This is a genomic window from Rhodococcoides sp. S146-33, from assembly GCF_059489205.1.
This window is the reverse complement of the sequence record NZ_JCAJWY010000003.1, coordinates 194,726-220,586: the sequence shown is the minus strand read 5'-3', so window position 1 is coordinate 220,586 and position 25,861 is coordinate 194,726. Positions and strand designations below refer to the sequence as shown.

Annotated in this window: 27 protein-coding genes; 17 read left to right on the top strand and 10 right to left on the bottom strand. The window is 64.1% G+C overall.

Annotation, left to right across the window (positions count from 1 at the left end; translation table 11 throughout):
* Positions 1-13: 13 nt before the first annotated feature.
* A complete protein-coding gene (locus tag AC5WEY_RS16725; RefSeq protein WP_057479238.1) occupies positions 14-1,660 on the bottom strand; it encodes a purine-cytosine permease family protein in 1,647 nt (548 codons plus the stop codon).
* 103 nt (positions 1,661-1,763) lie between these two features.
* Entirely contained in the window at positions 1,764-2,345 is a 582-nt protein-coding gene (gene shbA, locus AC5WEY_RS16720; RefSeq protein WP_495646738.1) for an RNA polymerase sigma factor ShbA, read from the bottom strand.
* 197 nt (positions 2,346-2,542) lie between these two features.
* Here shbA and AC5WEY_RS16715 point away from each other — a divergent pair, with 197 nt between their 5' ends.
* The gene (locus tag AC5WEY_RS16715) at positions 2,543-3,490 is read left to right on the top strand and encodes an alpha/beta fold hydrolase (RefSeq protein WP_495646737.1); all 948 of its coding nucleotides are present in this window, start codon (positions 2,543-2,545) and stop codon (positions 3,488-3,490) included.
* A gap of 60 nt (positions 3,491-3,550) precedes the next feature.
* On the opposite strand, the gene AC5WEY_RS16710 is transcribed toward AC5WEY_RS16715, so the two are convergent.
* The 3 genes from AC5WEY_RS16710 to AC5WEY_RS16700 form a co-directional block, all read right to left on the bottom strand.
* Positions 3,551-4,225 carry a DUF8020 domain-containing protein gene (locus AC5WEY_RS16710; protein WP_057479241.1) on the bottom strand — a complete coding sequence of 225 codons (675 nt, stop codon included), beginning with the start codon at positions 4,223-4,225 and terminating at the stop codon, positions 3,551-3,553.
* Positions 4,226-4,417: 192 nt separating this feature from the next.
* The gene (locus AC5WEY_RS16705; RefSeq protein ID WP_495646736.1) at positions 4,418-5,752 is read right to left on the bottom strand and encodes an ammonium transporter; all 1,335 of its coding nucleotides are present in this window, start codon (positions 5,750-5,752) and stop codon (positions 4,418-4,420) included.
* Positions 5,749-6,480, bottom strand: coding sequence for an enoyl-CoA hydratase (locus tag AC5WEY_RS16700; RefSeq protein ID WP_495646735.1), 732 nt, complete (start codon positions 6,478-6,480; stop codon positions 5,749-5,751). The genes AC5WEY_RS16705 and AC5WEY_RS16700 overlap by 4 nt, the downstream gene beginning before the upstream one ends.
* Positions 6,481-6,536: 56 nt before the next feature.
* On the opposite strand from AC5WEY_RS16700, the gene AC5WEY_RS16695 reads away from it, so the two are divergent.
* The gene (locus AC5WEY_RS16695; protein ID WP_495646911.1) at positions 6,537-7,610 is read left to right on the top strand and encodes an NAD(P)-binding domain-containing protein; all 1,074 of its coding nucleotides are present in this window, start codon (positions 6,537-6,539) and stop codon (positions 7,608-7,610) included.
* On the opposite strand, the gene AC5WEY_RS16690 is transcribed toward AC5WEY_RS16695, so the two are convergent.
* Together AC5WEY_RS16690 and AC5WEY_RS16685 are read right to left on the bottom strand one after the other, a co-directional pair.
* A complete protein-coding gene (locus AC5WEY_RS16690) occupies positions 7,607-8,428 on the bottom strand; it encodes a uroporphyrinogen-III synthase (protein WP_495646734.1) in 822 nt (273 codons plus the stop codon). The genes AC5WEY_RS16695 and AC5WEY_RS16690 overlap by 4 nt on opposite strands.
* Positions 8,429-8,489: 61 nt before the next feature.
* Entirely contained in the window at positions 8,490-9,338 is an 849-nt protein-coding gene (locus tag AC5WEY_RS16685; protein ID WP_495646733.1) for an aldo/keto reductase, read from the bottom strand.
* Between the two features lie 54 nt (positions 9,339-9,392).
* On the opposite strand from AC5WEY_RS16685, the gene AC5WEY_RS16680 reads away from it, so the two are divergent.
* On the top strand, positions 9,393-11,024 hold the full coding sequence (locus AC5WEY_RS16680) for an ABC-F family ATP-binding cassette domain-containing protein (RefSeq protein ID WP_495646732.1): 1,632 nt from the start codon (positions 9,393-9,395) through the stop codon (positions 11,022-11,024).
* A gap of 64 nt (positions 11,025-11,088) precedes the next feature.
* Here the strand turns inward: AC5WEY_RS16680 and AC5WEY_RS16675 are convergent, their stop codons facing one another.
* The gene (locus AC5WEY_RS16675; RefSeq protein ID WP_495646731.1) at positions 11,089-11,919 is read right to left on the bottom strand and encodes an alpha/beta fold hydrolase; all 831 of its coding nucleotides are present in this window, start codon (positions 11,917-11,919) and stop codon (positions 11,089-11,091) included.
* A gap of 80 nt (positions 11,920-11,999) precedes the next feature.
* Here AC5WEY_RS16675 and AC5WEY_RS16670 point away from each other — a divergent pair, with 80 nt between their 5' ends.
* The 7 genes from AC5WEY_RS16670 (at position 12,000) to AC5WEY_RS16640 (ending at position 17,482) form a co-directional block, all read left to right on the top strand.
* The gene (locus AC5WEY_RS16670) at positions 12,000-12,455 is read left to right on the top strand and encodes a MarR family winged helix-turn-helix transcriptional regulator (protein WP_495646730.1); all 456 of its coding nucleotides are present in this window, start codon (positions 12,000-12,002) and stop codon (positions 12,453-12,455) included.
* Positions 12,456-12,519: 64 nt separating this feature from the next.
* Positions 12,520-12,792 carry a helix-turn-helix transcriptional regulator gene (locus AC5WEY_RS16665; RefSeq protein ID WP_032371288.1) on the top strand — a complete coding sequence of 91 codons (273 nt, stop codon included), beginning with the start codon at positions 12,520-12,522 and terminating at the stop codon, positions 12,790-12,792.
* Complete coding sequence (locus AC5WEY_RS16660) at positions 12,789-13,325, top strand: hypothetical protein (RefSeq protein ID WP_495646729.1); 537 nt, start codon at positions 12,789-12,791, stop codon at positions 13,323-13,325. The genes AC5WEY_RS16665 and AC5WEY_RS16660 overlap by 4 nt, the downstream gene beginning before the upstream one ends.
* A 4-nt stretch (positions 13,326-13,329) precedes the next feature.
* A complete protein-coding gene (locus AC5WEY_RS16655) occupies positions 13,330-13,881 on the top strand; it encodes a hypothetical protein (protein ID WP_495646728.1) in 552 nt (183 codons plus the stop codon).
* A gap of 16 nt (positions 13,882-13,897) precedes the next feature.
* Positions 13,898-14,791, top strand: a complete 894-nt coding sequence (locus AC5WEY_RS16650) for an ABC transporter ATP-binding protein (protein ID WP_495646727.1) — start codon at positions 13,898-13,900, stop codon at positions 14,789-14,791.
* Positions 14,788-15,987: an ABC transporter permease gene (locus tag AC5WEY_RS16645; RefSeq protein ID WP_495646726.1), complete on the top strand. Its 1,200-nt coding sequence runs from the start codon at positions 14,788-14,790 to the stop codon at positions 15,985-15,987. Before AC5WEY_RS16650 ends, AC5WEY_RS16645 begins: the two co-directional genes overlap by 4 nt.
* Positions 15,988-15,997: 10 nt before the next feature.
* On the top strand, positions 15,998-17,482 hold the full coding sequence (locus tag AC5WEY_RS16640) for a carboxyl transferase domain-containing protein (protein ID WP_495646725.1): 1,485 nt from the start codon (positions 15,998-16,000) through the stop codon (positions 17,480-17,482).
* Positions 17,483-17,553: 71 nt separating this feature from the next.
* Here AC5WEY_RS16640 and AC5WEY_RS16635 read toward each other — a convergent pair whose 3' ends face one another.
* Positions 17,554-17,952 (bottom strand): hypothetical protein, encoded by a 399-nt coding sequence (locus tag AC5WEY_RS16635; protein ID WP_495646724.1) that lies wholly within the window; start codon positions 17,950-17,952, stop codon positions 17,554-17,556.
* A 118-nt stretch (positions 17,953-18,070) separates the two neighbouring features.
* On the opposite strand from AC5WEY_RS16635, the gene AC5WEY_RS16630 reads away from it, so the two are divergent.
* The 6 genes from AC5WEY_RS16630 (at position 18,071) to AC5WEY_RS16605 (ending at position 24,174) form a co-directional block, all read left to right on the top strand.
* Positions 18,071-18,736: a class I SAM-dependent methyltransferase gene (locus AC5WEY_RS16630; RefSeq protein WP_495646723.1), complete on the top strand. Its 666-nt coding sequence runs from the start codon at positions 18,071-18,073 to the stop codon at positions 18,734-18,736.
* Positions 18,737-18,804: 68 nt separating this feature from the next.
* Complete coding sequence (locus tag AC5WEY_RS16625) at positions 18,805-19,341, top strand: TetR/AcrR family transcriptional regulator (protein ID WP_082521168.1); 537 nt, start codon at positions 18,805-18,807, stop codon at positions 19,339-19,341.
* Positions 19,342-19,436: 95 nt separating this feature from the next.
* Positions 19,437-20,684 (top strand): molybdopterin-dependent oxidoreductase, encoded by a 1,248-nt coding sequence (locus tag AC5WEY_RS16620; RefSeq protein WP_495646722.1) that lies wholly within the window; start codon positions 19,437-19,439, stop codon positions 20,682-20,684.
* Complete coding sequence (locus tag AC5WEY_RS16615; RefSeq protein ID WP_495646721.1) at positions 20,681-21,133, top strand: hypothetical protein; 453 nt, start codon at positions 20,681-20,683, stop codon at positions 21,131-21,133. The genes AC5WEY_RS16620 and AC5WEY_RS16615 overlap by 4 nt, the downstream gene beginning before the upstream one ends.
* A 145-nt stretch (positions 21,134-21,278) precedes the next feature.
* On the top strand, positions 21,279-23,135 hold the full coding sequence (locus AC5WEY_RS16610) for a propionyl-CoA synthetase (protein WP_495646720.1): 1,857 nt from the start codon (positions 21,279-21,281) through the stop codon (positions 23,133-23,135).
* Between the two features lie 136 nt (positions 23,136-23,271).
* Positions 23,272-24,174, top strand: coding sequence for a DMT family transporter (locus AC5WEY_RS16605; protein WP_057479257.1), 903 nt, complete (start codon positions 23,272-23,274; stop codon positions 24,172-24,174).
* Between the two features lie 6 nt (positions 24,175-24,180).
* On the opposite strand, the gene AC5WEY_RS16600 is transcribed toward AC5WEY_RS16605, so the two are convergent.
* The gene (locus tag AC5WEY_RS16600) at positions 24,181-25,509 is read right to left on the bottom strand and encodes a cryptochrome/photolyase family protein (protein WP_495646719.1); all 1,329 of its coding nucleotides are present in this window, start codon (positions 25,507-25,509) and stop codon (positions 24,181-24,183) included.
* 141 nt (positions 25,510-25,650) lie between these two features.
* On the opposite strand from AC5WEY_RS16600, the gene AC5WEY_RS16595 reads away from it, so the two are divergent.
* The gene (locus AC5WEY_RS16595; RefSeq protein ID WP_057479344.1) at positions 25,651-25,857 is read left to right on the top strand and encodes a hypothetical protein; all 207 of its coding nucleotides are present in this window, start codon (positions 25,651-25,653) and stop codon (positions 25,855-25,857) included.
* Positions 25,858-25,861 lie beyond the last annotated feature (4 nt).

Sequence of the window (25,861 nt, the reverse complement as noted above, 5' to 3'; positions counted from 1 at the left end):
GCGGCGCGGCGGGTCACTGCGGAGGCAGGATGTGCTCCCCCGTCTTGTCGGTGCTCAGCGACAGGGAGCTGATGTACTGCTTCTCCCCGTTCGGCCCCGGCACGTTGGACGCGATCATGTCGGGTCGCTCGAATTCCATGCCACTGACGTGGCACATCACCAGCTCGTCGGACGGGTTGCCGTGCTCGTCGAACATCGGCAGATCGATACCGTCGTCGGTGCGCCGCAGGTAGTACTTACCCTTGGTCGCCATCGCCAGGATGGGCGGAAGCACCAGTGCGAGAACGAGAGCCACGATCGGCGAATACGGTTTGATCGCTGATCCGAAGGCGCCGAAGAACACCAGAATCGACAGGATCGCCGACACCGCCATCGACCCGAAGCCGACCGGGTTGATGTTGTAGAGCATGCCGCGTCGGAACTCGGGCACTTTGGGCGACAGCTTCAGAATGTACTTGTTGAAGACGATGTCCGAGGCCACGACGGCGATCCATGCGATACCGCAGTTGGCGTAGAAGCCGAGGATGCTGTTGAGGAAGTCGAACATGTTGGCTTCCATCAGGATCAGCGCGATCGCGAGGTTGAACAGCACGAACACCATGCGTCCCGGATACGTCTTGGTGAGGCGGGTGTAGGAGTTGGTCCACGCCAGCGATCCGGAGTACGCGTTGGTGACGTTGATCTTTATCTGGCTGATGACGACCAAGATCACCGCGAGGGTCATCGCGAGCCAGCCCGGCATGAAGTTCTCGTAGATTTCCAGGAACTGGTGCACCGGCTCGTTTGCGATGGTGGATCCGTCGACGACGTTGGCGATCAGGTACACGGCGAGGAAGAGGCCGACGACCTGCTTGAGCGCACCGAAGATGACCCAGCCCGGTCCAGCGAGAAGCACTGCCGTCCACCAGCGTCGAGAATTCTCCGGTGTCTTCGGCGGCATGAATCGTAGGTAGTCGATCTGCTCGGCGATCTGCGCGATGAGCGAGAGACACACGCCCGCGGCCAGCAATGCCGATCCGACATTGACGCCCTTACCGTCGGCTCCGTCCTGCCCGCCGTAGGCAAAGAACTCTCCGACCGAATCGGGATTGCTGATCACCAGGTAGACGAACGGCAGCACCATCAGCACCAGCCACAGCGGGGTGGTCCAGACCTGAAGTTTGGCAAGGGCTTTCATGCCGTAGATCACCAACGGAATCACCATGATGGTCGAGACCGCGTACCCGATGGGCAACGGAATACTCAGCCCCAGTTCGAGTCCCTGCGCCATGATCGAACCTTCGAGCGCGAAGAAGATGAACGTGAACGTCGCAAAGATGACGTTGGTAACCACCGAACCGTAGTAGCCGAATCCGCTTCCCCGAGTGATCAAATCGAGGTCGATGTTGTAACGGGCGGCATAGTAGGCGAGCGGGAGCCCGGTCAGGAAGATCACGACGGCGAACACCAGGATGCCCCAGAGTGCGTTGCCGGTTCCGTACGAGATTCCGATATTGGCACCGATGGCGAAGTCCGCGAGATACGCGATTCCGCCGAGTGCGGACGTCGCGACAACACCGGTTCCCCACTTGCGGTAGCTACGCGGCGCGAAGCGCAGCGTGTAGTCCTCGAGCGTCTCTTTCAGCGCGGTGTCTGTCGGCGCAGGCTGTACGGCGGTCATGGATCAGTAACGTAGATCCGTCGCGTTGCCGTGATGTCTTACGTCTGTGTAGCTAATGTAAAAAAATCCGGCGTTTCGGACATTTCCCGCGTTCGAGGCTCTATCAGGCGACTGCGGGTGCCGCCAGCAGCGAAAAGTTGGACAGTTCGGCACGGAGCATGTTCATCGCCCGATGCTGAGCCACCCGCACCGCACCGGCCGTCATTCCCAGCGCTTCGCCAGTTTGTGGTGCCGTGAGACCCCAGACCACTCGCATCAGAATGATCTTGCGGTACTTCGTGGGCAGAGTGTCCATCAGCGCTTGGGCATGACTACGGAGTTCACCACCGAGAGCAAGCTGCTCCGGACCGGCGTCCTGAGACTGCTCCTCGGGCATCTCGTCGATGGAGAACGTCTGACGCAGTACCGATTTACGTCCGGCATCGGCCAACTTGTGGGCAGCGATTCCGTATACGAAGGCCATGAAGGGCTTGCCCATGTCGCGGTACTTGGGAATAGCGGTGACCAGGGCAAGACACACGTCCTGCACCACATCGTCGGCGGCGACGTCGAGGTTGCCTATCCGGGCGGCGCAGTACCTGCGTACCGGGGGCTGGATCAGCACGAGCACCTGCTCGAGGGCGGTTCGATCTCCCGCCACGGCGTGCGGCACGACCTCTTCCAGCCTGTCCACGGTCTCGCTCATGGCCGATCTCCTCACTGGCAACGCGCGTCCTCTCCTGAACGCTCATGAGTGCTTCGGCGCAGATTCCCTTTCGGCTTGGTCGCAGCGGCTACCACATCCGAGAAGAATGTGATTCAGGTAACACGGCGTGTCGCAGGAGCGAAGTACCGAGCAACACCGTCGTCGTAGCACGTGACCCTCACCCCCGCGGAGCGCACATGAACACCAGCGAGCAGATCCATCAGGTCGGTCGCCGCAGCACCGTCGCTGCCGCTGATGGCACTGCCCTGGCGGTTCGGGAATTCGGACACCCGAATGCGCCGCTGACCGCGGTGTTCGTGCACGGACACTGCCTGCGCATGCAGTCGTGGACCGATTTGCGTCGACAGGTGGAGCAGATCTGGGGAGACGACGTGCGAATCGTGATGTACGACCACCGGGGTCACGGAGAATCGAGTGCGGCTACCTCGGAGAGCTGCACCATCGATCAGCTCGGCGAGGACCTGGCCGACGTCATCCGCGCGGTCGTACCGGTGGGACCGTTCGTCGTGATCGGACACTCCATGGGCGGAATGACGGCGCTGTCCTACGCGCGCCAGAACCCCGACGCCATCGGCACGCGTCTGGTCGGGGTCGGGTTGATCGCAACGTCCGCGGGCGGCATCACCGACGACGGACTCGGTAGTTGCCTTGCGCATCCGGCTGTGTCTGCGTTTCAGGCGGCTGTCCGACGCGCCCCTCGACTGATGTCGGGTGCCAAGAAACTCAGTCGCGGCGTATGTGCGCCGATAGTGCGGACGGCCGGATGCGGATCCCGAAAGGTGAGCCCCCGGGTGGTGACACTGGCGACGGCGATGCTCGGGGAGACGTCCATCGTGACGATGGCGGGATTCCTCGGGGCTTTCTGCGCACTCGACGAAGTGGCCGGCCTGGCCGCGCTCGCCTCGATTCCCACCTTGGTGCTCTGCGGCTCGGACGACCTGATGACCCCGATGCGACACTCGGAAACCCTTGCCGCCCATCTTCCCGACGCACGGCTGGTCCGCGTCGCGCAGGCCGGACACATGGTGATTCTCGAACGAGCACACGAGGTGGCGGACGCCGTCGTAGAACTCGTGACAGCAGCTCGGCGTGCTCACGTGGGCGATCTCGCCCTGGCTCGTTAGACCTCCGGACGACTGTGGCCCACACCGGACATCCGGTGCGGGCCACAGCTTTACGGTGTACTACTTCTTGACTGCGGGCGGAGCGTTGAGGAGCTGGATGAACTGTCCGGCGTTGGCTGCAACCGCACCGAGGCCACCGCCGGCGGTGCCGGCGAGCGATCCGATGGAACCGAGAGCGATCGCGCCGATGACGCAGCCGCCGATGGGGCCCATTCCGAGAAGAGTCGCGACCGGGGCAGTCACGACGACTCCGGTGATGATTCCGAGGATGCATCCGCCGACGATTCCGGTTGCAGCACCGAGGAATCCGCCGACAGAAGCCGTGAGGCTGAGGTTGTCCTTGACGCCTGCGACTGCGGCGGGCAGGTCGACCTGCTGCAGGCCGGGAAGGGAGGTGGAGACCGGGGTTGCCGCGGCAGGTGAGGCATCGGCGGTCAGGGTGGCGTGGTTTCCGTCGATGACGGCGGCGACGGGGTGCGAGAAACCGTCCGCGGCAATGGCCAGCGGTACGGATTCGACCAGTGCGCCATTGGCGTCACGGACAACGAGGTGGTTGTCCTCGTTGCTCAGGGTGCCGGCCGTCGTGTCGACGAGGACCTGGTTGCCGGCCTGGGTGACGTTCCACCCGACGGCAGCGGCGGGAGCCGGTGCCGGATCCGCGTAGGCGGTGCCCATGGCGGTCGTCATCGCTGCAATGACCAATGCGGACGTTGCCGCGAATCGAGTCAGCTTCATGTTCCTCTGTCTTTCGTCGTGTCCATCACTCGATACCGAGCAGCGAAAAACTATGGGAACGACAAGCGGGTCAGGCGAACCGAAGATGAACGAACGGGGCCGAAGCGAACAACGATCGGACGCATCAACCCAAAAGGGACACAACAGTTTTCAAGTACCAAGTGGTTCGTAAAGGGCGCGTACGGGTTGGCTCTACTTACCGAAAAGACCAGGCTTGTTGCTGCCTCCGTGGCCCACTCCGAAGTCGTACGCGGACTCGGCGTGCTCGTGCTCGTCGAGGCCGTCGGCTTCGTGCTGTGCATCGGCACGCACACCCATGACCGCCTTGATCGCGAACGCGATGCCGGTGGTGATCACCGCGCAGTAGACGAACACTGCCACCACCGCGATCGCCTGTACCCCGAGCTGATGCAGGCCGCCGCCGTAGAACAGACCGTCCACACCCGCCGGCATCTGCGCACTGGCAACGAGCCCGATCATCAGCGTGCCGACAAGGCCACCGACCAGGTGCACGCCGACGACATCGAGTGAATCGTCGTACCCGAAGCGGTATTTGAGGCCGATGGCCAGAGCGCACAGTGCACCCGAGACGATGCCGATTGCTGCGGCACCTATCGGGGTGACCGCCGCGCACGACGGTGTGATGGCCACCAACCCGGCCACGACGCCGGAGGCCGCGCCGAACGACGTGGCGTGACCGTCCCGCCACTTCTCGACGACGAGCCAGGCGGCCATGGACAGCGCGCCGGCACCCATCGTGTTCACCAAGGCCACCGCGGCGACGCCGTCCGCGGCCAACGACGACCCCGCGTTGAAGCCGAACCAACCGAACCACAGCAACCCGGCACCGAGCATGACGGCCGGAAGATTGTGCGGGCGCATGGGATCTCGCGGCCACCCGCTCCGCTTGCCGACCACGAGCGCAAGCACCAGCCCGGCGACTCCGGCATTGATCTCCACTGCGGTACCGCCGGCGAAGTCGATCGCGCCGAGCCTGTTGGTCAACCATCCACCGAACTCACTGGTGAGCCCGTCGAGCGAGAACACCCAGTGCGCCACCGGGAAATACACGAGGGTGGACCACAACGCCGCGAACAGCACCCAGGGAACGAACCGCATGCGGTCTGCGACAGCGCCGGAGATCAGCGCCACCGTCACCATGGCGAATCCAGCTTGGAATGCCGCGAACACCAGTGCCGGAACGGTTCCCACCAACGGGATCGATACTGCTCCCCCGGCCGAGGTGTACACACCACCCAGCAGACCCTCGAAACCGGCGTACTGCACGGGGTTTCCGATCCAGCCACCGATCACGTTGTCGCCGAACACCATCGAGAATCCGAACGCCAACCACAGCAGCCACACGACGGCGATGGCCGACAGGCTCATCATCATCATGTTCAGCACGCTCTTCGAACGCACCATACCGCCGTAGAAGAAGGCCAGGCCGGGCGTCATCAGCAGCACCAGCGCAGTACTGGCCAGCAGCCAGGCGGTATCGCCCGCGTCGGGCGCTCCGTTGATCACTTGCCCACGAACTTCGGCTTGCGCTTCTCGGCACGTGCGCGGCGCGCTTCCTTCATGTCCTCGCTGCTCCACGCGGCTTCGAATGCGGCCTGCTGCTCCGGCGTCGGATCATCGTGAATCTCGTCGTCGTTGAACACGAGCTTGAGGTGTTTCAGGGCCAGCGGGGCGAGTTCGGTAATCGACTCGGCCCATTTCATCGCCTCATCGCCGTCACCGAGTTTGTTGGCCAGCCCGCACGTGTACGCCTGCTCTGCGTGCACCCGCTCCCCGCCGAGCAGAATCGTGCGCGCCACTCCCCCACCGGCGAGCGCAGCCAACCGTCGGATGGTCCAGTTGCTCACCGCGATACCGAGGCGCGTCGACGGGATCTCGAAAAATGCGTCGGGCGCGACCACCCGCAGATCGCAGGCGATCGCCAACTGGGTGCCTGCCCCCACGGCCGGACCGTTGATCGCCGCGACCACCGGAATCGACACGGACTCGACGGCGATCAACATCTCTTCGAGAATCTGCCCGAACGAGTCCGGAAACGCATCACCGGTCAGATCCGCGCCCGCACAGAAGGTGGTGCCCTGCCCGGTGATGACGACAACCCGCGCACCGTCTCGCTCGGCCCGTTCGACACCCTGGCGCACGGCAAGACACAGCTCCGTGTTCAACGCATTGCGTCGATCCGGCCGCTGCAATTCGAGAGTGACGACATCGCCGTCACGAGAGAGTCCGATCACGAAAGCAGAGGTTACCGACCAGTACCGGTTTTACCTACTGGGTGGCTGATCTACTGGTGACCGTGATCGATACTCGAGTTGCCGTCATCGGCGCGGGGCAGGCCGGACTCTCGGCCGGCTACCACCTTCACCGCACAGGCCTGAACGCAGAGACAGGCTTCGTGATGCTGGACAGCGCCCCCGGCCCCGGCGGTGCCTGGCAGTTCCGGTGGCCCTCGTTGACGCTGAGCACCGTCAACGGGGTACACGATCTGCCCGGGATGACCTTCGCGGAAACGCTGGGCGACGAGCCGACCGACACCATCGCGGCGGCCGAAGCCGTTCCCCACTACTACCGCGAGTACGAAGAACGCTTCGAACTGCATGTTCGACGCCCCGTCACGGTCACCGTCGTGTGCGATCGCGACCCTCTTTTCCGGATCGAGGCCGGGGAGACGGTCGTCATGGCCGAAGGATTGATCAACGCGACAGGAACGTGGGAGAAGCCGTTCGTTCCGCATTACGACGGAGCCGAGACGTTCACCGGCCGGCAATTACACACGAAGGATTACCGGACGGCCGACGAGTTCGCCGGCAAGCACGTCGTGGTGGTGGGCGGCGGGATCTCGGCCGTCCAGCTGCTCGACGAGATCTCCCAGGTGACGACGACAACGTGGGTGACACGCCGACCACCGGTGTTCCGGGACGGCGAGTTCGATCAGAATGCCGGACGCACGGCCGTGGCAATGGTCGAGGAGCGGGTGCGGGCGGGTCTGCCGCCGGGCTCGGTCGTGTCGGTGACCGGGTTGTTGCTGACGCCGTCGTTGACGGCCGCACGCGAGCGCGGCGCACTCGAGCGCAAGCCGATGTTCTCGAAGATCACCACAGATTCGGTGGTGTGGGACGACGGATCGAGCCAACACGCGGACGTGATTCTGTGGGCCACCGGTTTTCGCAGCGCCCTCGACCACTTGGCTCCACTGCGTTTGCGCGGGCACGGCGGAGGGATCGTCATGGACGGCAGGCTCGCCACTCGAGTGGCGGCGAACCATCGCGTCCACTTGCTCGGCTATGGGCCGTCCGCAAGCACGATCGGGGCCAATCGCGCCGGACGGGCCGCGGTGACGGAGTTGCTCGAGACTCTGGGTTAACCGAGCTGCTCGACGACGAACTTGGCCAGGGAACCCAGACGCGCACGGCTCGGCATCGAGGTCGGAACGCCCAACGCCTCCAACGGGGCTGACGTCACCGGCCCGACGCAGATCGCGGCGACGGGGCCTCGAAGCGCGTCCAGGAAGGCGTCGAGCAGGCCGTTGTACTTGGCGGTCGAGAGCAGTGACGCGACGGCGGGGGCGCTGGTGAACGTGACCGCGTCCACGCGGTGCTCGATGATCTGCGCCAACAGATCGATGAGTGGGGCCTGATCGACCGGGCGAATCCAGCGGTACACCGGGATCGGTCGGACGTGTGCGCCGAGTTCGCTGAGCGCATCGCTCAGGTGAATCGTCGGTTCCCACTCGGTGATGACGCCGTGCAACTGAACCGCGACGTCCACTCCGGAAACACCCTGGGCAGCAAGATGATCGGAGACTTCCTGCGAGGCCTCGGTGGCCGGCGACCACTCGTCGCGAAGCCCCGTGCCGCGAATTGCCCCGCGCGCCTTCGGACCTCGGGCAATGATTCGCGTCTGCCCCAGCGCTGCGAGGAGGTCGTCGCGCATACCCCAGTCGGCGGCCGCGTCGAGCCAGCCCCGAAAACCGATGCCGGTGCTGATGACGACGATCTGCGGTGGGCGCTCGACGATGCCCTCGGTGGCGGACTTCAACTCGGAGTCGTCGATCAGGGGCAGAACGTGAATCGCCGCGGCGTGAACGATGTTCGCGCCGCGGCGTTCGAGCATGGTGGCCAATTCGTCCGCACGCCGCTCGGCGGTGAGGGCAACGGTCTTGCCGTCGAGCGGTTCCGACATGGGTACAGACTAGGCCCCACGTGCACGGAACTTCGTAGCCCACTACGAAGTTCCGCTCACATCAGCTGCTGAACTTGTCCGGGTCCGGGCCGGTGCGGCCGTCGGCGGAGTCCAGCGCGTTGATCTGCTGAAGTTCGTCGTTGCTCAGCTCGAAGCCGAAGACGTCGAAGTTGCTGGCGATGCGCTCGGGGGTGACCGACTTGGGGATCACGACATTGCCGAGCTGGATGTGCCAGCGCAGGATCACCTGGGCCGGGGTCACTCCGTGTGCTTCGGCGATGGGCGCAAAGGCCGGATCGTCCAGGACGGTGCCGGACCCGAGCGGGCTCCAGGCCTCGGTGGCAATGCCCTTCGAGGTGTGGAAAGCGCGCATCTCTTCCTGGATCAGACGCGGATGCAGCTCGATCTGGTTGACCGACGGCGTCTCGCCGACCGCGTCGATCAGCTTCTCCAGGGTGGGGATGGTGAAATTGGAGACGCCGATCGAACCGATCCGGCCATCGGCCTTGAGCTTCTGGAAAGCCTTGAACGTATCGATGTACTTGTTGCGATCGAGTTGCTGCCAGTGAATGAGGTACAGGTCGAGGTACTCCAGGCCGAGGCGATCCATGCTGGCGTCGAACGCCTTCAACGTGGAGTCGTAGCCCTGATCGTCGTTCCACAACTTGGTGGTGATGAACAGCTCGTCGCGGGCAATTCCGGACTCCGCGATCGCCTTGCCGGTGCCGGCCTCGTTCTCGTACACCTTGGCGGTGTCGATGCTGCGGTAGCCGACCTTCAGCGCCTCGGCGACTGCGGCCTGAGCACCGTCGTCGGGAACCTGCCACACACCGAACCCGAGCTGGGGAATGGACGTGCCGTCGTTGAGCACGATGGTCGGGACAGTACTGGTCTCGGCTGAATACGTCATACAAATGGCAACGGTGAGTGGGGTGGTGTTGTTCCCGCCCCTTAGTGTTTCCGTGTGACCGCAACGCTTCGTATCGACGATCTCGCCGCTTTTCACGGCGATCGCACCCTGTTCTCCGGCCTCGATCTGACGGTGACCGAGGGCGACGTCATCGGTCTGGTCGGTGCGAACGGCGCGGGTAAGTCGACGCTGTTGACCCTTCTTGCCGGTGTGGGCACAGCCGATCACGAGGGTGAGATCTACACCAGCCCGCCCGATGCGACCGTGGGTTACCTGGCGCAGGAGCCCGAACGCATTGCCGGCGAGACCGTGCTGGATTTCCTCGGTCGACGCACCGGAGTCACGGCGGCAGAATCGTCCATGAACGCCGCCGCCGAGGCTCTCGGTTCGAGCGATGAGGATCTCTACACCCCGGCGCTGGAGAAGTGGCTTGCGCTCGGCGGTGCGGATCTGGCGGAGCGAACCGCGAAAGTGCTTGCGGATCTCGGCCTCGAGGTCGACGGGTCCGCACTGATGACGGACCTGTCGGGTGGGCAGGCTGCCCGCGCCGGTCTCGCCGCGATTCTGCTCGCGCGTTACGACATCCTGCTGCTCGACGAGCCCACCAACGATCTCGATCTCGCCGGTCTCGAACAGCTCGAGCAGTTCGTCGTCGCGACGCGGGCGGCAATTGTCGTCGTGAGTCACGATCGTGAGTTTCTGGCGCGGACGGTGACGGGCGTCGTCGAGCTCGATCGGGCCCAGCGCCGCATCGATGTGTACGACGGCAGCTACCAGTCCTACCTAGCGGAACGCGAAATAGCGCGTCAGCATGCACGGGAGAAGTACGACGAGTTCGCAGACACCAAGTCCGCGTTGGAGTCTCGCGCGCAGATGCAGCGGAACTGGATGGAATCGGGCGTTCGCAATGCGCGACGAAAGGCGACCGACAACGACAAGATCGCCCGCAAGACCCGCGCCGAGTCGACCGAGAAGCAGGCCGCGAAAGCTCGTCAGACACAACGCCGCATCGAACGACTCGAAGTGGTGGAAGAACCGCGCAAGGAGTGGGAACTGCGCATGGAAATCGCGGCGGCTCCCCGTAGCGGCACCGTCGTCTCGGTTCTGAGCGGTGCTCTCGTGCGCCGATCCGGGTTCACGTTCGGCCCGGTGACGACGCAGATCGAGTGGGGCGATCGAATCCTGATCACCGGACCCAACGGCTCCGGCAAGACCACGCTTTTATCGGTACTGCTGGGCCGCTTGGACCCGGACGAGGGCACCGCGTCACTCGGATCGGGTGTTGCCATCGGTGAAATCGACCAAGCACGAGCATATTTCGTCGGTGACGGCACCGTATCCGACGCCCTGAGTGCAGCAGTTCCCGAGTGGCCCGACGCCGAGGTCCGCACCCTGCTGGCCAAGTTCGGTCTGCGCGGCGACGACGCACTCCGGCCCGCGTCGTCACTCTCGCCGGGTGAGCGAACCCGTGCCGCACTCGCACTGCTGCAGGCCCGTGGAGTGAATCTGCTGGTGCTCGACGAGCCGACCAACCACCTCGACCTGCCGGCCATCGAACAACTCGAACGTGCGATGGAGAACTTCGAGGGCACGTTGCTGCTGGTGACACACGACCGCCGAATGCTCGATACCGTTCGCAGCACTCGTCACTGGACGATGGCCGACGGGCAGCTGTCGGAACAGTAGTCGCGGTGATCGAAATCGGGTGCAGCTGACCGCGGTGAGCGCGGTCGGCTGCACCCGATTCACGTCAACTCAGCAAAATCTCGTTCACCTCGGCGGCAGGAAGCATCGGCAACCCGTGGTGCGTGGCGTTCGCTATTGTCACCGTCCTCGCCTGGGGCAGAACAGTATGCACAGTCGCTCCGATCTTGGATGCGTTGTGCACCTTCCCTTTCCCTGCCAGGACCACGGTGGTACGCACACCGAAGTTCTCGAACGCAGCAGGCTTCGGCCGCTTCGGGACGATGGTTTTTGTGGTCGGGGCGTACGCGGCTCCCAGAGCGAGTACGTCGAGCCAGTCCGAATCCAGTTGCACACCATCGGTTTCCCATCGCACGAAGCTGCGCTGGCGTTTCTCGTTGCGAGACAGCAATATCGGCAGGGCGTGAATCAGGTATCGCGGACGCATGGAGCCGAAACAGGAATTGGGATCGAGCAGCGTCAGCGCATCGACGCGGTTTTCGTTGCGTAGGGCGTAAGCCAACGCGATCATCGCCCCATAAGAATGGCCGCACAATGCTGCTGTTGGCAGTCCCAGCTCATCCAGCACCGCCGACACCCAGTTCAGCAGCTTGTCGACAGAGTCGATGGACTGCTCCCCAGGAACGCTCCGTCCGACGTCGCCCATCAAGTCCACCGCGTACACCCGATAGTGCTGCGAGAGCGCCGCAACGTTGGCGAACCAGACCGTCGACGTAGCGCCGGCCCCCGGCAGCAGCACCAGCGCCGGACCGTCGACGGGACCGCAGGCGTTGATTCGCGTGGTTCCGTGCACCGTGCTCACGTCGATGGCCTGGGCATCTGTCGGCCACTTCTGCAGTACTCGGTCGTAGGCCGTGAAGAATCTGTCCAGCGTCACTGGTACCCCTATTCTCTCGATGATCGAGATAGTAGACAATAGAGAGACGTTACGTCCAGCATCTCCCGAGGGATCAGCACATGACCGAGCCTGCCTCCGCCGTCCATCAGCTACGTGCGTTGACCGTCGACCTCGACCTTCTGGGCGCGGAGTTCGCGCAGAGACACGCGCTCCACCCGACGGATATCCGGGCGCTCATCTGCCTGCTCGATGCCGACCGAGCCGGAACGCGCGCCACGCCCGGGTGGCTGGGAACCCAGCTGGGCTTGGAATCCGCGTCGGTCACGGCCCTGGTCGATCGAATGAGCAAGCGAGACTTGGTAGCACGGGAAGCGGACCCATCCGATCGCCGGCGAGTACTGCTACGCGTGACCGCTCACGCGTCGGAGCTCGGCACTACGTTCTTCGGCCCGATCATCGGCCGAGCAGTAGCCGAGCTGGACCGCTTCACACCCGAACAGCGGGCGACGATCGACGAGTTTCTGACGACGATGCGCGCCATCGTCGCCGACGCCCGAGAGCAACAGGAAACGTAGCCAACGCGAGCAATCCGTTATTACCCGTTGACAGATCGTTGGGTTTATACAACACTTCATTGTCATGAGCCCCGTAAAGCGCGGTACCGCGCTCCCGATCTACAACAGGGTGGGTGTTCTGCGGGCTGAACGGAAGATGAGCCGCGCGCAACTGGCCGAACTCGTCGAAGTGAATCCCCAGACGGTGGGGGCCCTCGAACGAGGCGACCACTACCCGAGCCTCGACCTCGCGATGCGCATCTGCGACGTGTTCGATCTGCCGATCGAAGCAGTGTTCTCACGGGAAGAACTCGGACCACTCTCCGCCGAACTCTTCCGAAGGGAGAAGGATCGATGAACACGCACAGTCCCAGCATCTTCGGTAGATATCAGGAAGCCCGGACGAAAGTGTTTCTGGAGAACGAAAAGACCTATGCGAACTGGCTACCGGGATTACGAGCCCAGAAACGACGCCGAGCTTTCGTTACCATCCTTCTGATGCTGCTCACCGCTTCCGCGGGCTTCGCACTGTCGGACCCGTTGTTCGAGTGGGCAATCGGATCCTGGGGAATCTGCTACATCGTGTTCGCCTTCGCGACCATCGTCCTCGGCATCGTATCCAATCGGCGCGCCGAAGCACCGGTGGAAGCGCTCGACGAGCTCGAAGTGCAGCTCCGCAACCAGGCCCGATCCATCGGCCTGACGGTCACTCAGGCGTTGGGCACCGCAGCCGCTGCGTACCTGTTTCTGGGATCGATTTTCGGGGCAACAAATCTCGGGATCTCCGGCGGCGCACTGATGCTGACCGCATTGAGCGCTGGAGGAGCCACCCCCGCAATGCTTCTCGCGTGGACCACCCCCGACCCCGACCCCGACCCCGAGGACGGCTGAGATAATGACCCCGCAACCCGACATCCTCACCCGCTACCAGGCCTATCGCACGCGGCGATTCCTGGAGAACGATGCCAAGACAAGGCATTGGCTTCCGAAGTGGCGCACGCAGAAACGTCGGCGCATTCTCGCCGTCGCCGTGATCGCCGCCGACCTTACGTTCGTCGTCGTCAGCATCTCGACGCTGTTCTTCTCATGGGCTGCGATCGTCTGGATTCCCGCCGCAGTCATCTTCATTCCGATCTGGACAGCTCTGCAGACGGTCTCCGGCCGCCACAGCGATGCCCCCACTGGCGCGCTAGACGAGTGGGAAGTACAGCAGCGCAACGAGGCTCGCTCCATCGGCCTGACTGTCACGCAAGGGCTGGTCTTGGTCGCGGCTTTCGCTCTGATCTTCCTGTCCACGACTTTTCCCGATCTCCCCCGTCTCGCCTACGCCGGCGGCGGTTGGACTCTCGCGGCCTTGATGATCGGAATCTCCACCCCCGCAATCATTCTTGCCTGGATCACCCCCGACCCCGAACCAGAAGACACCGAAGATTTCGAACAGCAGTAACGACCGAAAGGGCACCATGAGCACCCTCACGATCGACTCCGTCTCCAAGAGATACGGCGACAAGATCGCCCTCGACAACCTCAGTTTCGACGTCCGGCCGGGCGAGCTCTTCGGCTTCGTCGGCAGTAACGGCGCAGGCAAGACCACCACGATGCGCATCGCACTCGGAGTTCTGTCCGCTGACTCCGGCCAGGTTCTGTTGGGCGGCAGGCCCGTCGACCTCGACGTCCGCCGCACCATCGGGTACATGCCCGAGGAGCGCGGCCTGTACCCGAAGATGAAGGTCGGCCCGCAATTGGCGTACATGGCCGAGCTGCACGGCTTGTCGTCGAAGGATGCCAAATCTGCGGTGATCCGCTGGACCGAACGTCTCGGCATCGATGAGCGCGTCAACGACACTGTCGACGCTTTGAGCCTGGGCAACCAACAGCGCGTGCAGTTGGCAGCAGCGCTCGTGCACGATCCCGCCGTTCTCGTGTTGGACGAGCCGTTCTCCGGCCTCGACCCGATCGCCGTCGACGTCATGAGCGAGGTCTTACGCGAAAAGGCCGCTGCCGGAGTGCCGGTGGTGTTCTCGAGCCACCAGCTCGATCTGGTTCAACGCCTGTGCGACCGCGTCGGCATCATCGCCGCCGGCTCGATGAAGGCCGTCGGCACCGTCGACGAGCTCCGCGGATCGGGAGATTCGCACCTGCACGTCCACGCACCGAACGCTGCCCCCGGATGGGCGTCGGGCATCGCCGGAGTGAGCACCCTCGGCCACAGCGACGGCGTCACCGTACTGGGGTTGGCACCCGGCACCGACGATCAGGAAATACTTCGGGCTGCACTCGCCACCGGCCCCGTCCACGAATTCTCCATTCAGAAACCTTCCCTGAGCGACCTGTTCCGAGAGGCGGTAGTGGAATGAGCTCACAACTGAATTCCTTCAGCGCGGTCTCACTGATCGCCAAGCGCGAGTTCACCGTTCAGGTGATGAAGAAGAGCTTCGTCATCAGCAACGTCATCATTTTGGCCGTCATCGTCGGCGGCATCATCGCGTACTCGATCTTCTCCGGCAGCGGTGACGAGGAACGCGACGTGGTCGGAATCGCGGGCGATCAATCCATCGCGGCCATAGTGGAAGCAACCGGAGACGCCGTCGGTTCGCCCGTCGAGGTACGCGAGGTCTCCGACCCGGCGGCCGCACGCAGCGGCGTCGAATCCGGGGATCTCGATGTGGCGCTGGTTCCCGACGGAACCGCAGGCGCGTACACCGCCGTCACCGAGTCCGACCTGACCGGAACGCTGCGCGCCGTCGTCGAGGGCAGTGTCGCGACGCAAGCCACGAATACTGCACTGGCGCAACAGGGCGTCGACCAGAACGAGCTCGGGGCAGCAACGAGCGCCGCGACGGTCACCGTCGACGCGATCGATCCGCCCGACCCCGAAGCCGGTCAACGGACCGCGCTGGCCCTCTCCGCTGTGTTCCTGCTGTACGCCCAGATCATCGGCTTCGGCATGTACGTCGCGATGGGTGTCGTCGAAGAGAAGTCGTCGCGTGTCGTCGAACTGCTGCTTTCCACCGTTCGCCCACTGCAGCTGCTCTGGGGCAAGATCCTCGGCATCGGTGCGGTCGGCATCCTGCAGCTCGCTCTGTACGGAATAGCCGGTGTGGGAGCAGGATTGGGCACGGGCGTGCTCACCGTCACCGGTGCCGCCGTCAGTGTCTTCGCTGCCACGTTGGCCTGGTTCATCTTGGGCTTTGCCTTCTTCGCGGTGCTCTATGCGGCGGGCGGTTCGATGGTCTCGCGGCAAGAGGACGTGAACTCGACGACCATGCCGCTGCTGATCCTGATCATGGCCATGTTCTTCGCGGCCTTCTACTCTGTCAGCGATCCGGAGAGCACCCTCGCGAACACATTGAGCTGGATCCCTCCGTTCTCCGCGATCATGATGCCGTTGCGCATCGCTGCCGGTGTGACCTCTCCGGTGCAGATCGTCGGATCGGCGGTCCTGATGATCATCACCACCGCGATTCTGGCGATGGGCGCGGCGAAGATCTACCAGCGCTCCATTCTCCGAATCGGCAAGACCGTGTCCTGGAAGGAAGCGTTCGCTCGATAGAGTTCGCGTCATGAGCCCACGGACGTCCGCCGCCGAGATTCTCGATTCCGTTCTCGACGGCGGATCGTTCGTGTCGTGGGACTCCACGCCGGTGGACGTTCGTCCTGGGGAGGCCTATCTGAAGGACCTGGCCAAGGCTCGCGAAAAGAGTGGCGTCGACGAATCGGTATTGACGGGCGAGGGCACCATCGAGGGCCGACGAGTGGTGATCATCGCCTGCGAGTTCGCCTTTCTCGCCGGCTCCATCGGCGTTGCGGCGGCCGAGCGCATCACCTTTGCTGTCGAACGCGCCACCGCCGAACGGCTCCCGCTGATCGCCTCCCCCACCTCCGGCGGAACGCGAATGCAGGAGGGCACACTCGCGTTCGTGCAGATGGTCAAGATCGCCGCCGCCGTCACCGCGCACAAGATGGCCCATCTGCCCTATCTGGTGTACCTCCGCAATCCCACGACCGGCGGCGTCTTCGCATCCTGGGGATCATTGGCTCACGTCACCGTCGCCGAACCCGAAGCGCTCATAGGATTTCTCGGCCCCCGCGTCTACCAGGCGTTGTACGACAAGCCATTTCCCGAGGGTGTCCAGACCGCCGAGAACCTCTACCAACATGGGGTCATCGACGGGGTGGTGCCGGTCGATCAACTGAGAAATCTTCTCACCCGAGCCCTGCGCGTCATCCTCGACGTCACCGAGTGGCCCGATCTCGTGGAGGACGAGCGGTACGTCGTACCGGAGCAGTCGGCCTGGCACTCGGTGCAGTCTTCTCGCCGGGCAGATCGGCCAGGGATTCGGCAGATCATCGAACATGCTGCGTCCGAGCACGTTCCGCTCAGCGGGACCGGCCAGGGTGAGGCCGATACCTCGATTCTGTTGTCACTGTGCCGTATTCGTGGCGTGTCGTGCGTGCTGTTCGGCAACGACCGAAGCAGCAGTACCGCCACGGCAACGATGGGCCCGGCAGCACTCCGCGAAGCACGCCGCGGCATGCGTCTCGCCGAGGAGCTCCGGCTGCCCCTCGTGCTCGTCATCGACACGTTCGGTGCAGCACTGTCCAGGGAGGCCGAGGAAGGAGGTCTGGCACCCGAGATCGCCCGCTCGATCTCCGATCTGGTCACCGTCGACACCCCCACGGTGTCGGTGCTGCTCGGCCAAGGCACCGGCGGCGGCGCACTCGCACTGCTGCCTGCCGATCGAGTGCTGTGCGCCCAGAACGCTTGGCTTGCACCACTTCCGCCCGAGGGGGCCAGTGCCATCGTGCACCGCGACACCGCACATGCACCGGACATGGCCGAGGCGCAGGGAATTCGGTCGGTCGACCTCATGCGCGACGGCATCGTCGACGCCGTCGTCCCCGAACTCCCCGACGCGGCCGACGAGCCGGCCGCATTCTCCGGTCGCATCGCCGATGCCATCATCCGAGAACTGCGCGGGTTGTCGACCGTCGGCACCGCTGCCCGCACGCGATCCAGACTCGCTCGCTACCGCACGCTGGGGTGAGCGGCTGGCGCCGCATGTGAACGGGCGCCCCCAATAGGTCGTTCCGCAGGCTCCACTCCCGCCGTAACCTGCTACGAAGTTCCGCTCACCTGCGAGGTCACGAGCGCCACCACGTCACCCGCGCGGAGGTCGGCGGGCAACTCGACCGGACTGACGCAGCTGCGCCCCGGGCTGTGCACGTCCACCTTGACCACCGGACCCACCGAATGCCGGTTGACCACCACAGCCTGCAGCAGGTCACCGAATTCGGCATCGACGCCCACTTCGCCTGCGATGACCGAGCGCACCCGAGTCACCAGGATGCGGCCCCACTGCACCGGTGTGCCCTGGGCATCGGCCAGATCCTCCAGCGCAACGCCGTCGACGACGATCCGGCCGCATACACAGTGCGTGTCGGCGGGCCACAGCGAAGGATCGCACCGCGCAACGTAGGCGGCACCGAGAGACGGAAGCATGTCGAGAAGTGTCATGAGAAGCAGTCTTGCGCTGTGCGGAGGCGTCGAACAGAGGTGTTGACGCAATCTTGACGGTGCCGCGTCGAATATTGATGGCAGACCACTTCCTGTACTCACTGGTACATTCGATCGGGTGATTGCAGACGACGTCTATCGCCGCGGCCGAGCGGGGCTGCCCTCCTGGATCGCCGATTCCCACGGCCGACGCACCCCACTCCCGATTGCGCGTTGGATGGGCGGCACCTTTGCGACCGCAGCGGACATCCGGTCGGACGAGGCATCGATCGCCTTCTGCACCGGTCCCACACTCGATCTCGGTTGCGGACCAGGGCGTTTGACCGAAGCGCTCACTCGAGCCGGAGTGCCCGCCCTGGGAGTGGACAGCTCGTCGGTTGCCGTGGAGATGACGAATCACCGTGGTGGACGAGCAATGCAGCAAGACATCTTCTCGGCGCTCCCCGGTGCGGGTCAGTGGTCGCACGTGTTGCTCGCGGACGGCAATATCGGTATCGGCGGCGACCCTGCCGCACTGCTGGCAACGGTTCGAGGGTTGCTGCACGAGACGGGTACGGCCATCGTCGAAACCGCCTTCGAGAGCGACGATCACACCGAAACGGTCCGTTGGGAGACGGGAGAATCGGTCGGCGAGTGGTTCAGCTGGGCCAGCGTCGGAGTGAGCGCACTGTATGCGCTGGCCGTAGCGACGGGACTGCAAGTCCGGCGGACCATAGAGTCGAACGGTCGGGTATTCACGGAACTCGCCGTTCACAACTTCGAGCGAGGAATCGAGGGCGTGTGAGCAAGGAGCTACCGCGAACCGCAAAGGGTCGACGAACAAGAGCTGCGATCGTCGATGCAGCCGCGACGATGATGTACACCCACGGCGTTGCCGGTACGACGCTCGACGACGTACTCGCCGCCTCCGAAACCGGAAAGTCGCAGCTGTACCACTACTTTTCCGACAAGTCGGACCTGGTCGAGGCAGTGATCGCCCGTCAGCTCGAACGTGTTCTCGCCGCTCAGCCACGCCTGGCCAACATCGACAGCCTCGACGACATCGACGCGTGGGCCGCCGAGGTCGTCCGAAACCACGAGCAGCCCGGTGGGCCGTTCTCGTGTCCCCTCGGCTCGCTCGCGGCAGAACTCAAGAACGATGCAGCGTTCGTCCCCAGTCTCCATGCCGCGTTCCGGCGCTGGGAGCAACCACTGGAGCAGGGAATTCGTCGCATGGTCGACCGCGGGGAACTGGACGTGGCAACCGATCCGGCCGCTGCCGCCGCCACTCTGATCGCCTCGCTGCAGGGCGGCATGCTGATCGCGCGGATCGCCGGTGACGTGCAACCGCTGCGCGATGCGCTCGACGCTGCGGTCGCTGCGGTTCGTCGACTGCGCACCGAGACATGACGAGCGAACGAACTCTGGTGACCGGACCCCGAGTGCGCTACGCTCGACCTCACTAGTTTGTACTAGCGGGTACAAAATTGGAGACGGGAACCAGAATGCAACGACTTCCTACGTTTCGAAGCCCGATCCGCGGCGTCTGGTTCACCTCTGTTCTGGCATCCGTACTGCTCGTCGCGCTGCCGATCGTGACGATCACCGGATTCATTTCCTGGGCCGCCTACGGTCCCCAATTCGGCCAATCCATGCCGGGTGACGTCGGATGGCTGCGGCTACCGTCGTTCGACTGGCCGACCGAACCCGTCTGGTTCTACCGACTCACTCAGGGCCTCCACGTGGGACTCGGACTGATCATGGTGCCGATCGTCCTGGCCAAGCTGTGGTCGGTGATCCCGAAACTGATCGAGATGCCACCGGTTCGAAGTGTCGCCCACCTCCTCGAACGAATATCGTTGCTGGCGTTGGTCGGTGGCGTCCTGTTCGAGATCATCACCGGAGTGCTGAACATTCAGTACGACTACCTCTTCGGTTTCAGCTTCTACACCGCGCACTACTGGGGTGCCTGGGTGTTCGTCGCCGGCTTCCTCGCTCACGTGGTGCTGAAGTTTCCGACCATGGTCACGGCACTGAGAACCCGTCCGTTCCTGGAGCTGATGCGCATTCGAGTGGCCGACACCGTTCCCGACGTCGACGACGAATCCGGTCTTGCTGCAACCGATCCCGCCCCTGCGACCATCAGTCGGCGCGGCGCACTGGCACTCGTGGGCGGCAGCGCACTGTTTGTCGCCGTCCTCAGCGTGGGGCAGACGACAGGCGGCTTTCTTCGCGGAGCGGCGATTCTGCTCCCCCGCGGCCGTTCCTACGGCGACGGACCCAACGATTTTCAGATCAACCGGACTGCCGAGGCCGCAGGCATCGACGAGGCGCGGACGGGAGATTCGTGGCGGCTGACCGTGCGCGCCGGAAGCAACGAGGTCGTGCTCACCAGAGCCCAACTCGAACAGATGGATCTGCACACCGTCGAATTGCCGATCTCCTGCGTCGAAGGCTGGTCGACGGTTCAGACGTGGACCGGTGTCCGGCTGCGAGATCTCGCTGTACTCGCAGGAATCGACTCCGTGGACACCGGCGAGGTACGTTCCCTCGAACCTTCCGGGTCGTTCAACCGCGTCACCTTCGGTGGCCACCAGATGGTGCATCCCGATTCGCTGCTCGCCCTTCGAGTGAACGGTGCCGATCTGTCCCTCGATCACGGTTATCCCGCTCGCATCATGATGCCGGCGATTCCCGGGGTACATGCCACCAAATGGATCGAATCCGTCGAATTCTTCGGGGAGAACGCATGAGCACGTTTCGGGCGCGGTACGGCGCAGGCCCGTTGCACCTGGTGGTGACGGCCTGCTGCCTCGCACTGGCCGGTGTCGTGGTTCTGACAATAGGCTTTCCGGCACTGTGGAACGCCGACGTCTGGTGGCAGTCCATCGGGCTGTGGTTCGTGGGCGCTGCTGTGGTGCACGACGCGATTCTGTTTCCGCTGTATGCCCTACTCGACCGGACGCTGGTGGCTCGCCTCGGCCGGTTCGTCAACGCGGTTCGCATTCCTGCGCTCGGCGCAGGTCTGAGCCTGCTGCTGTTCGCACCGGGCATCTTCTCCCAGGGAAGCGAGACGTACGAGGCGGCCACCGGCCTGACACAGGAGCCGTATGCGATGCGATGGCTGTTGCTGGTGGCCGGGATGTTCGCGGCCAGCGCCGCGTTCTACGGCGGCCGCGAAATGCTCAGGCAGAGGCGTTGACGCAATCTCGGCGGCCGAGCCATCGATATCGACGCCGATGGGCACCATTGCACGCAACGACCGTCGGTCGACGGGATCCCGCCGGTCGTCGCCGGTAGTGCGCAACCCCGCCCGCACCACGCAGCCCCGAACTACGCTCCACAACATGAGTGGTGAGTATCGGCAAGCATTCGACAGCAGCATCGACAACCGCGAGCAATTCTGGCTGTATGCGGCGGCAGAAGTCGACTGGGATACCCCTCCCACCACCGCATTCGACGGCTCACACTGGTTCCCCGGGGCCCGCCTCAACACGTGCTTCAATGCCCTGGACCGGCACGTCGATGCCGGGCACGGCGACCGGACCGCACTGATCTACGACTCTGCGATGCTCGGACTCACCCGCAGCTACACCTACGCCGAACTCCTCGACCAGGTCGCTCGATTCGCCGGGGTACTGCGCGGGCAAGGTGTGGGGCCGGGCGATCGTGTGGTGATCTATCTACCGATGATTCCCGAGGCCGTCGTCGCGATGTTGGCGTGCGCGAGGCTCGGCGCGGTGCACTCGGTGGTCTTCGGCGGCTTCGCAGCCAAAGAACTCGCAGCGCGCATCGACGACGCCGAACCGGCACTGCTGATCACCGCAAGCGGCGGGTTCGAGCCGGGTCGCGTCATCGAGTATCTGCCGCTGGTGGCACGGGCACTGACTCTCACCACCGCGAACACACCGTCGGTGATCGTGAAATCACGAGAGGGAATTACCGGTGACCACGAGTGGCTGGACTGGGACACCCTCGTCGCCGACGCCACAGCAGCACAACCGGTTTCGGTGCTGGCCACCGATCCGCTGTACATTCTCTACACCTCGGGAACGACCGGCAAGCCGAAGGGCGTGGTCCGCGACAACGGCGGCCATGCCGTCGCGCTGACGTGGTCGATGCGCAACATCTACGACGTGGGGCCAGGGCAAGTGATGTGGACGGCGTCCGATGTCGGCTGGGTCGTCGGACATTCGTACATCGTCTACGCACCCCTGTTCGCCGGTGCCACAACGGTTCTGTACGAAGGCAAGCCCGTCGGGACTCCCGATGCCGGGGCATTCTGGAGGGTGATCCAGGATCACGGCGTCCGCGCCCTGTTCACCGCACCGACTGCGCTGCGCGCCATCCGCAAGGTCGATCCGCACGCCACCGAGCTCGAGAAATACGACACCTCCTCGCTCGAGACCCTGTTCGTCGCCGGCGAGCGCCTCGATCCCGATACCTACGAGTGGGCTTCGCGCACACTCGACCGCCCGGTCGTCGACCACTGGTGGCAGACCGAGACCGGCTGGGCCATCTGCGCCAATCTTCGCGGCCTGGAGCCACTTCCGATCAAACCCGGATCGCCGACGGTACCGGTACCCGGCTTCCAGGTCGGTATCCTCGACGCCACCGGCAACCCCGTCGACGCGGGCACCGAGGGCAACATCGTCGTGCAGTTGCCACTGCCACCGGGCGCACTGGTAGGCCTGTGGAACGACGAATCACGTTTCCAGCGTTCGTATCTCGATACGTTCCCCGGCTACTACCTCACCGGCGATTCCGGATACATCGATGCCGACGGCTATGTCTACGTACTCGGACGCAGCGACGACGTCATCAATGTCGCCGGCCACCGTCTGTCGACCGGATCGATGGAGGCGGTATTGGCCGGCCATCCCGCCGTCGCCGAATGCGCGGTCATCGGTATCCACGACGACCTCAAAGGCCAGCGCCCCAGTGGTTACGTAGTACTCAAAGCCGGGGAGAACATCACCGAGGAGCAGCTGCGTACCGAACTGGTGGCCATGGTGCGCGATCAGATCGGTGCGCTCGCGACGTTCCGCGACGTGACGATCGTCGGAGCGCTGCCCAAGACCCGATCCGGCAAGATCCTGCGGAAGACCATGCGCCAGATCGTCGCAGGCGAGGAGTACGGCGTCCCGTCGACGATCGAGGATCCGGCCGTCCTCGATGCACTGGAGAAGCTGCTCGGCCGCTGACCCGTCGTGCGCGTTTTGCGTATGTCCAGGTACGCAAAACGCGCACGACCGGTGGGGACGCTCACGACGCAAATTCGCGTAACCATGGCCGAAACCCGCGCGCCACGGGGAACTCCAGCGCGCTAACGTCGTCACCATGACAGATCTCGATACCCGGCCCGCCGTGGATTGGCTCGCTCTCGGCGCAGTCGTCGTCACGGTGGTCTCGTGGGCCTCGGCCTTCGTGGCCATTCGCGGAGTCGGTGAATCGTTCGGTGCAGGGCCACTTGCATTGGGCCGACTACTCATCGGATCGTTCGCACTCGGCGCGATAGTCCTCGTCAGAAGACAGTGGGTCAAGCCGAACCGGACTCAATGGTTGCAGATCATCAGCATCGGTGTCTTCTGGTTCGGCATCTACAACGTCTCCCTCAATGCTGCCGAACAACGCGTCGACGCCGGGACGACCTCGATGATCATTCAGATCGGACCGATACTCGTCGCCCTGTTCGCGGGTCTGCTTCTGGGCGAGGGCTTTCCGAGGTGGTTGGTGATCGGTGCCGGCATCGCGTTCGCCGGTGCCGTCATGGTCGGTGTCGTCACCGCCGTGACCACCACGTCCACGACCAAGACGGACGCCGACTTCCTCGGCATCGCACTGTGTCTGGTGTCCGCGGTGACGTACGCCATCGGAGTGCTCAGCCAGAAGCCGGTGCTGCGCACCATTCCCGGACTTCAAGTCACGTGGATGGCCTGCACCATCGGCGCGGTCTGCACGCTGCCCTTCGCACCGGCTCTACTCGACGACCTGTCGACGGCCTCGACCGGAGCCACCGGCGGACTGATCTACCTGGGCCTGGTGCCGACGGCACTGGCCTTCAGCACCTGGGCCTACGCGTTGACGCGAATGAACGCAGGCAAGCTCGGCATCACCACGTACGCCGTCCCGCCGATCACCATCACTCTCGCCTGGCTGCTGCTGGGTGAGGTTCCGCATTACCTCGCGGTGGTCGGCGGAATGATATGTCTGGTGGGGGTAGGGTTGTCGCGCAAGCGATAACGGTCGCTAGATTGCCTTGAATCGCGCGATCGCCACTTCCCGCTCGTGCTTGTGGTCGACGATCGGCTCCACATATTCCTTGGGCCGGCCGAACTTCAACGTGTGCACGGCTTTTCCTTCTTCACCGCGTAGCTCGGGTACCCAACGCCGCACGTAATCGCCGGTGGGGTCGAACTTCTCGCCCTGGGTGATCGGATTGAACACTCGGAAGTACGGCGACGCGTCGGTCCCGGTTCCCGCGGTCCACTGCCAGCCGTGCTGGTTGTTCGCCAGATCGCCGTCGACGAGGTGCTGCATGAAGTACCGCGCACCCCGCCACCACGGCAGGTGCAGATCCTTGACGAGGAACGACGCGACGATCATGCGGACCCGGTTGTGCATCCACTTCTCCGAGTTCAACTGCCGCATACCGGCATCGACTATCGGGAAGCCAGTCTCCCCCTTGCACCAGGCATCGAACAACTCGTCGGCATGCTTACCGGAGTCCAGTTCGATTGCGTCGAACTTCTTGACGTAGTTCTCTCGAGCACTGTCGGGTCGCTGAAAGAGGATGTCGGCGTAGAAGTCTCGCCAACAGATCTGCCGACGGTACGACGCGGACCCCTCGCTGCGGAGCTTGCCGAGATCGGCCAACATCGTCCGCGGGTGAATGGTTCCGTACTTGAGATGTACTGACATCCGACTCGTCGAATCGAGGTCGGGACGATTGCGCTCGTCGTCGTATGCAGAGACCTCGTCGAGAAAGTCCTTCCACTGCTTGGACGCGGCCGCTTCCCCGGCAGCCGCGTCGGACGCCTCCTTCTCCGAAGGAATCTTCACCCGCCGAACACCTTTCACGTCGTCGGGGTCGATCCACTCCACGGTCTTCGCGGACGTGTCGGCAGGACCGCGCCAGCCGTGTTCGAGCCACTGGCGCGAGTACGGCGTGAAAACCTTGTACGGCTCACCGTCGTTCTTGACGATCCGCCCGGGGGCGACCGCATACGGGGATCCGGTCTCGACCAGATTCACCTTCTCACCCACACGCTGGTCGCGATCGCGGCCGTACGGGCCGTAGTCGGCACTGATGTGGACGTCCTGCGCGTCGATCGCCTTCGCCACCTTCGGCACGACGGTCTCGGGGTCGCCGTGCACCACCATCAGTCTGCCGTCGAGCTGCTCGTTCAGCGCCTCGAGAGACCGAAAGAGAAAGTCCTTCCGCGGCCCGCCGGAGGGCTTCAGCAAGCGGTCGTCGAGCACGAAGAGCCCGAGCACCGGATCTCCGGACTCGGCGGCGGCGGTCAGGGTGGGCAGATCCCCCAGACGGAGGTCACGGCGAAACCATACGAGCGACATGGTGTCAGTCTTACCCAACCGTCCGGAGTGCAACCCGCACCCTCGCCCCGCGCAATTCTCAGAGAATCGCCAACGACGGCTCACCAAGGCCGCAACATGGGCCTCTACCTTGGGAAACACAGAAGAGAAAAGGAGAACATCATGTCGAACATCCGCCCCTTCCCCGGCGCTCTTTCCCTGGTGAACAGCACCTGCACTTTCGAGAAGTACTACGAGCAGCTCTATGCCAAGGCACCGGCACTCGCCTGGTCGCTCGATGCCGACACCGGCCGCCGCAGTGCACTCGAGGAGTTCTTCGCCAAGACACCCGAGGAACGCCGAACTACCGTCGACAGCTGGGTTGCCTAGCATT